5 protein-coding genes are annotated in these 4648 nt (G+C 72.2%); 3 read left to right on the top strand and 2 right to left on the bottom strand.

Annotated features, from left to right (window positions below; translation table 11 throughout):
• Both B7767_RS34570 and B7767_RS34565 read right to left on the bottom strand, forming a co-directional pair.
• Positions 1-1353, bottom strand: a 1353-nt coding sequence (locus B7767_RS34570) for a sensor histidine kinase (protein WP_085575547.1), incomplete at its 3' end; no start/stop codon positions are given.
• Between the two features lie 110 nt (positions 1354-1463).
• Complete coding sequence (locus B7767_RS34565) at positions 1464-2735, bottom strand: sensor domain-containing protein (RefSeq protein WP_256923669.1); 1272 nt, start codon at positions 2733-2735, stop codon at positions 1464-1466.
• Positions 2736-2966: 231 nt separating this feature from the next.
• Between B7767_RS34565 and B7767_RS34560 the strand changes: the two genes are divergently transcribed.
• The 3 genes from B7767_RS34560 to B7767_RS34550 form a co-directional block, all read left to right on the top strand.
• On the top strand, positions 2967-3359 hold the full coding sequence (locus B7767_RS34560; RefSeq protein WP_030860845.1) for an NADH-quinone oxidoreductase subunit A: 393 nt from the start codon (positions 2967-2969) through the stop codon (positions 3357-3359).
• A complete protein-coding gene (locus tag B7767_RS34555; RefSeq protein ID WP_073932811.1) occupies positions 3350-3967 on the top strand; it encodes an NADH-quinone oxidoreductase subunit B in 618 nt (205 codons plus the stop codon). The genes B7767_RS34560 and B7767_RS34555 overlap by 10 nt, the downstream gene beginning before the upstream one ends.
• On the top strand, positions 3964-4648 hold a 685-nt coding region (locus B7767_RS34550; protein ID WP_143652789.1), incomplete at its 3' end, for an NADH-quinone oxidoreductase subunit C. The genes B7767_RS34555 and B7767_RS34550, both read left to right, overlap by 4 nt.

Below are 4648 nucleotides of genomic sequence, written 5' to 3'. Positions count from 1 at the left end.
CCCCGCCCGCCACGGCAGTTCGGCGGTCACCCGTGTCGGGCCGCCCGTGGGAGAGTCCACCACCAGGATCCCGTCCACCGCGTCCAGCCGCTCCGCCAGCCCGGCCAGTCCGGAACCCTCGGACACATCGGCGCCGCCCACGCCGTTGTCCACGACCTGGAGCATCAGCCGGTTCTCCGTCCGCCACACCTCCACGGCCGCCCAGGTCGCCCGCGAGTGCTTGCTGATGTTCTGCAGCAGCTCCGAGACGGTGAAGTAGGCGATGCCCTCGATGGCCGGCGCGGGCCGCTCCGCCAGGTCAACCTCCACCTGCACCGGCACCGTGCAGCGCGAGGCGACCGAGGACAGCGCGGCGTCCAGACCCCGGTCGGTCAGGACCGCGGGGTGGATGCCGCGGGCCAGGTCCCGCAGCTCCTGCAGAGCCGTCTTCACCTCGCCGTGCGCCTCGTCCACCATCCGCGCCGCGACCTGCGGATCCTCCCGCAGCTTCTCCTTCGCCAGCCCCAGATCCATGGCCAGAGCCACCAGCCGGGCCTGCGCCCCGTCGTGCAGATCCCGCTCGATGCGCCGCAGGTCCGCCGCCGCCGTGTCCACCACGACCCCGCGGTCCGACTCCAGCTCCACCACCCGCGTGGCCAGCCGCGACGGCCCGAGCAGTCCGTGCACCATCACCCGGTCCACCATCGTCAGCGCCCGCACGATCCACGGGGTGGCGAGGGTGAACAGCAGACCCACTCCCGCGGTCACCGCGATCTCGAACGGGTTGTCCAGGTAGATCCGGTGGTGTTCGTCGCCGTACAGCTGTATGCCGTCCTGCCCGGCGTACGCCGGGAGGACCCAGAACCACAGCGGATACGTCAGCAGCGACCAGCCCACCGACCAGGCGGTCACGGTGACGACGAAGGAGAACACCGCCCACGGCAGTTGCAGCACCGCGTACAGCAGGGCCCGCCAGGAGGCGCCGCTCTTGAGCACGGCCCCGATCCAGGCCATGAACCCCTGCCGCCTCATCCGCAGCGGCTCCGGCTCGGCCACCTCCAGACCCAGCAGCCCCCGCGCCCGCGCCCGCTCCACCGCCCCGAACCCGCGGCAGCCGGCGAGCGCCGCCGCCAGGACCGGGACGCCGAGGAACGTCACCAGCAGGCCCGCCCCCAGCGACACCATCGTGATCGCGTAGGTGAACAGCAGAACGCTGATCGGCAGGCTCAGCAGCACGTATCCCAGCTCGCGCCAGGTGCGCCCCTCGACCGGCGCCCGCAGCGCGGCCGGCAGCCGGTGCCGCCGTCCCTCGGTGTGTCCGGGGTACCCGGACTCCGTGGGGAGCCCGTAGCCCTGTCCGTACTCCGTGCTCATCGGCGTCGTCCTTCTCCTCGTCCGGCGGCTGTGCTGTCGTACTTCCAGACTGCTTCGCCGCAGGTCGGCGGACCATGGAGTCCGTCGCAGTCTTGGGCGGGGGGTTTTCCCTACCCCCGGCCGCGGACGGACGCCTCCTTGGACGCCCCCCTGGCCCTGCCCGAGTCCTTGGCCAGGACACCGGAACGGTCCCGCCACGGCAGCTCGGCCGTCACCGTCGTCGGACCGCCCTCCGGCGACTTCACGACGAACAGACCGTCCACCGCGTCCAGCCGGTCGGCGAGACCCCGCATGCCCGTCCCGCCGTCCAGGCTCGCGCCCCCGCGTCCGTCGTCCCACACCTGTATGAGCAGCCGGCCCTCCGACCGCCACACGTCCACCGCGGCGGACCGGGCCCGGCTGTGCTTGCTGACGTTCTGCAGCAGCTCCGAGACGGTGAAGTAGGCGATGCCCTCGATGGCGGCGGCCGGCCGCTCGTCCAGGTCGACCGTCACCTTCACCGGCACCGTGCAGCGCGAGGCGACCGAGGACAGCGCGGCGTCCAGACCCCGGTCGGTCAGGACGGCGGGATGGATGCCCCGGGCGAGATCCCGCAGCTCCTGCAACGCCAGCTTCACCTCGCCGTGCGCCTCGTCGACCATCGACGCCGCGGCGTCGGGATCCTCCAGCAGCTTCTCCTTGGCCAGGCCCAGCCCCATCGCCAGATTGACCAGCCGTGCCTGCGCCCCGTCGTGCAGATCCCGCTCGATGCGCCGCAGGTCCGCCGCCGCCGTGTCCACCACGACCCCGCGGTCCGACTCCAGCTCGGCGATGCGCCGCTCCAGTTCGTCGGAGGGCGACAGCAGGCCGCGCACCATCGCCCGGTCGGCGTTGGTCAGGCCCCGCACGACGAACGGCAGCACCGGCCACAGCACGAACAGACCGGTCAGCGTGACGCCGAAGGTGAGGACGCCCCACGGCAGCCGTATGAGCGCGTACAGGACGGTGCGCCAGCCCACCGGGTCCTTGACCGCCATCCACAGCTGCGGCCAGAACCCGCCGGGCCCGCGCATCGGCAGCCGGCTCGGCTCCTCCACCCGCACCCCGAGCAGCTTCCTGGCCCGCGCCCGCTCCATCCTGCCCAGCAGCCGGGAACCCATCAGCCCGAGCGCGAGCAGCGGGAACCCGATCACCGTGACGGTCAGCCCGACGCCGGTGAACAGCATGGTCACCGTGTAGACGAAGCCGGCCAGCGACACCGGCAGGTTCGCCAGGAGGTGGGCGATCTCCTTCCAGGTGTGCGCGTCGTACGCGAAACGGGCCGGTGGCGGGCGGTCGCCGCGCTCGGCCGGTTCCGGGAGTGCCGTCACGGGCGTGCCCGGATGCGGGAATGGTTCGGTCATGGGCACAAGCGTGCCCGGAGCCGGGGGTCCGCGCCATGAGGTGGACCGCCAGGACGCACTGAGGAAAACCCCACCCCCGCATGCCGAGCGGTGACGGGCTGCTTACGGTGCATTTATCAGGGCCTAGACTCCCGTGCGTACAGATCGTCGAACCGTGACGTTCACCGGCACGGATCAAGGGCACGGCACAGGCACGGGCCAGGGCACCGATCAAGGGAGTGAGGGGCGGACGTGCGGGAAACGACCGTCGTCGCGGCGGACTACTTCCAGTCCTACTCGGTCGTCGGACTGCTCGCCGTCGTCGGCCTGCTGTTCGTCGCCGTCGCCTTCGGGGCGGGACGCCTGCTGCGGCCGGTGGTCCCCACGCCCGAGAAGCTCCTGACGTACGAGTGCGGGGTCGACCCCGTCGGCGAGGGCTGGGCCCACACCCAGGTCCGCTACTACGTCTACGCCTTCCTCTACGTGATCTTCGCCGTCGACTCGATCTTCCTCTTCCCCTGGGCGACCGTCTTCGCCGCCGACGGCTACGGCGCGACCACCCTCGTGGAGATGTTCATCTTCCTCGGCTTCCTCGCCGTGGGACTGCTGTACGCATACAAGAAGGGCGTCCTGACATGGACGTGAACCCTGCCGCCCCCGAGCCCGTCCTGCTCCCGGAACCGAAGAGGCTCGGCGCGCTCGCCCGGCTGGCACCCGAGCCGATGAAGGTGGTCCTCAACTGGGGCCGCCGCTACTCGCTGTGGGTCTTCAACTTCGGCCTCGCCTGCTGCGCGATCGAGTTCATCGCCGCGTCGATGGCCCGCCACGACTTCATCCGCCTCGGCGTCATCCCCTTCGCGCCGGGGCCGCGCCAGGCCGACCTGATGGTCGTCTCCGGCACGGTCACGGACAAGATGGCGCCCGCGGTGAAACGCCTGTACGAGCAGATGCCCGAGCCCAAGTACGTCATCTCCTTCGGCGCGTGCAGCAACTGCGGCGGCCCGTACTGGGACTCCTACTCCGTCACCAAGGGCGTGGACCAGATCATTCCGGTCGACGTCTACGTGCCCGGCTGCCCGCCCCGGCCCGAGGCGCTGCTCCAGGGGATCCTGAAACTCCAGGAGAAGATCGCACGGGAGTCGCTGGGGGAGCGGTACGGGTCCGCCTCCGGCGGGGGGCGGCCGTCGGCGGCGGCGCTGCAGAGCGGGCTGGTCCGGCCGCCGGCGCCGTCCGGTGAGGGGGAGGGCCGATGACCGCGGTCGGCTGGCTCCCCGCCGACGCCGAGGAACTGTTCGGTGCGGGGGCCACGGCGGAGGAGTCGTACGGCGTCCTGACCGTCGACGTACCGCCCGCCTCCTGGACCACCGCGCTGGAGGTCGCGCGCGACCGGGTCGGCTGCACCTTCTTCGACTGGCTGAGCGCGGTCGACGAACCCGGCACCGGGTTCCGCGTCACGGCGCACGTCGCCGCCCTGGCCCCGGTACGGCGCCTGCTGCTGCGCACCACGGTGCCGCACGAGGCCCCCACGCTGCCCTCCGCAGTGGACGTCTACGCGGGTGCCGCGTGGCACGAACGCGAGACGCACGAGATGTTCGGCGTCGACTTCACGGGCCACCCGGGCCTGGACCACCTGCTCCTGCCGGACGGTTTCGAGGGCCACCCGCTGCGCAAGGACTTCGTCCTCGCGGCCCGGGTCGCCAAGGCCTGGCCCGGTGCCAAGGAACCCGGGGAGTCCGAGCACGGCGGTCCCAAGCGCCGCCAGATGCTTCCCCCCGGCGTCCCCGACCCCAACGAATGGGGCCCCCTCAAGGGTCAGCTCCCCCCGGCCCCGGCCCGCCCGGCCCGAGGCGCGGGCAGGACGGCGGCAGGCGCGACACGAGCGGCAGGGGACCGCCCTCGCCGTACCCGTACGGCAGCGGAGGGCTCCGCGAGCC

Origin of the sequence: Streptomyces sp. 13-12-16 (assembly GCF_002114215.1) — a bacterium.
GTDB lineage: Bacteria > Actinomycetota > Actinomycetes > Streptomycetales > Streptomycetaceae > Streptomyces.
Note: the sequence above shows the minus strand (reverse complement) of the source record. Positions and strands in the feature narration are given on the sequence as shown.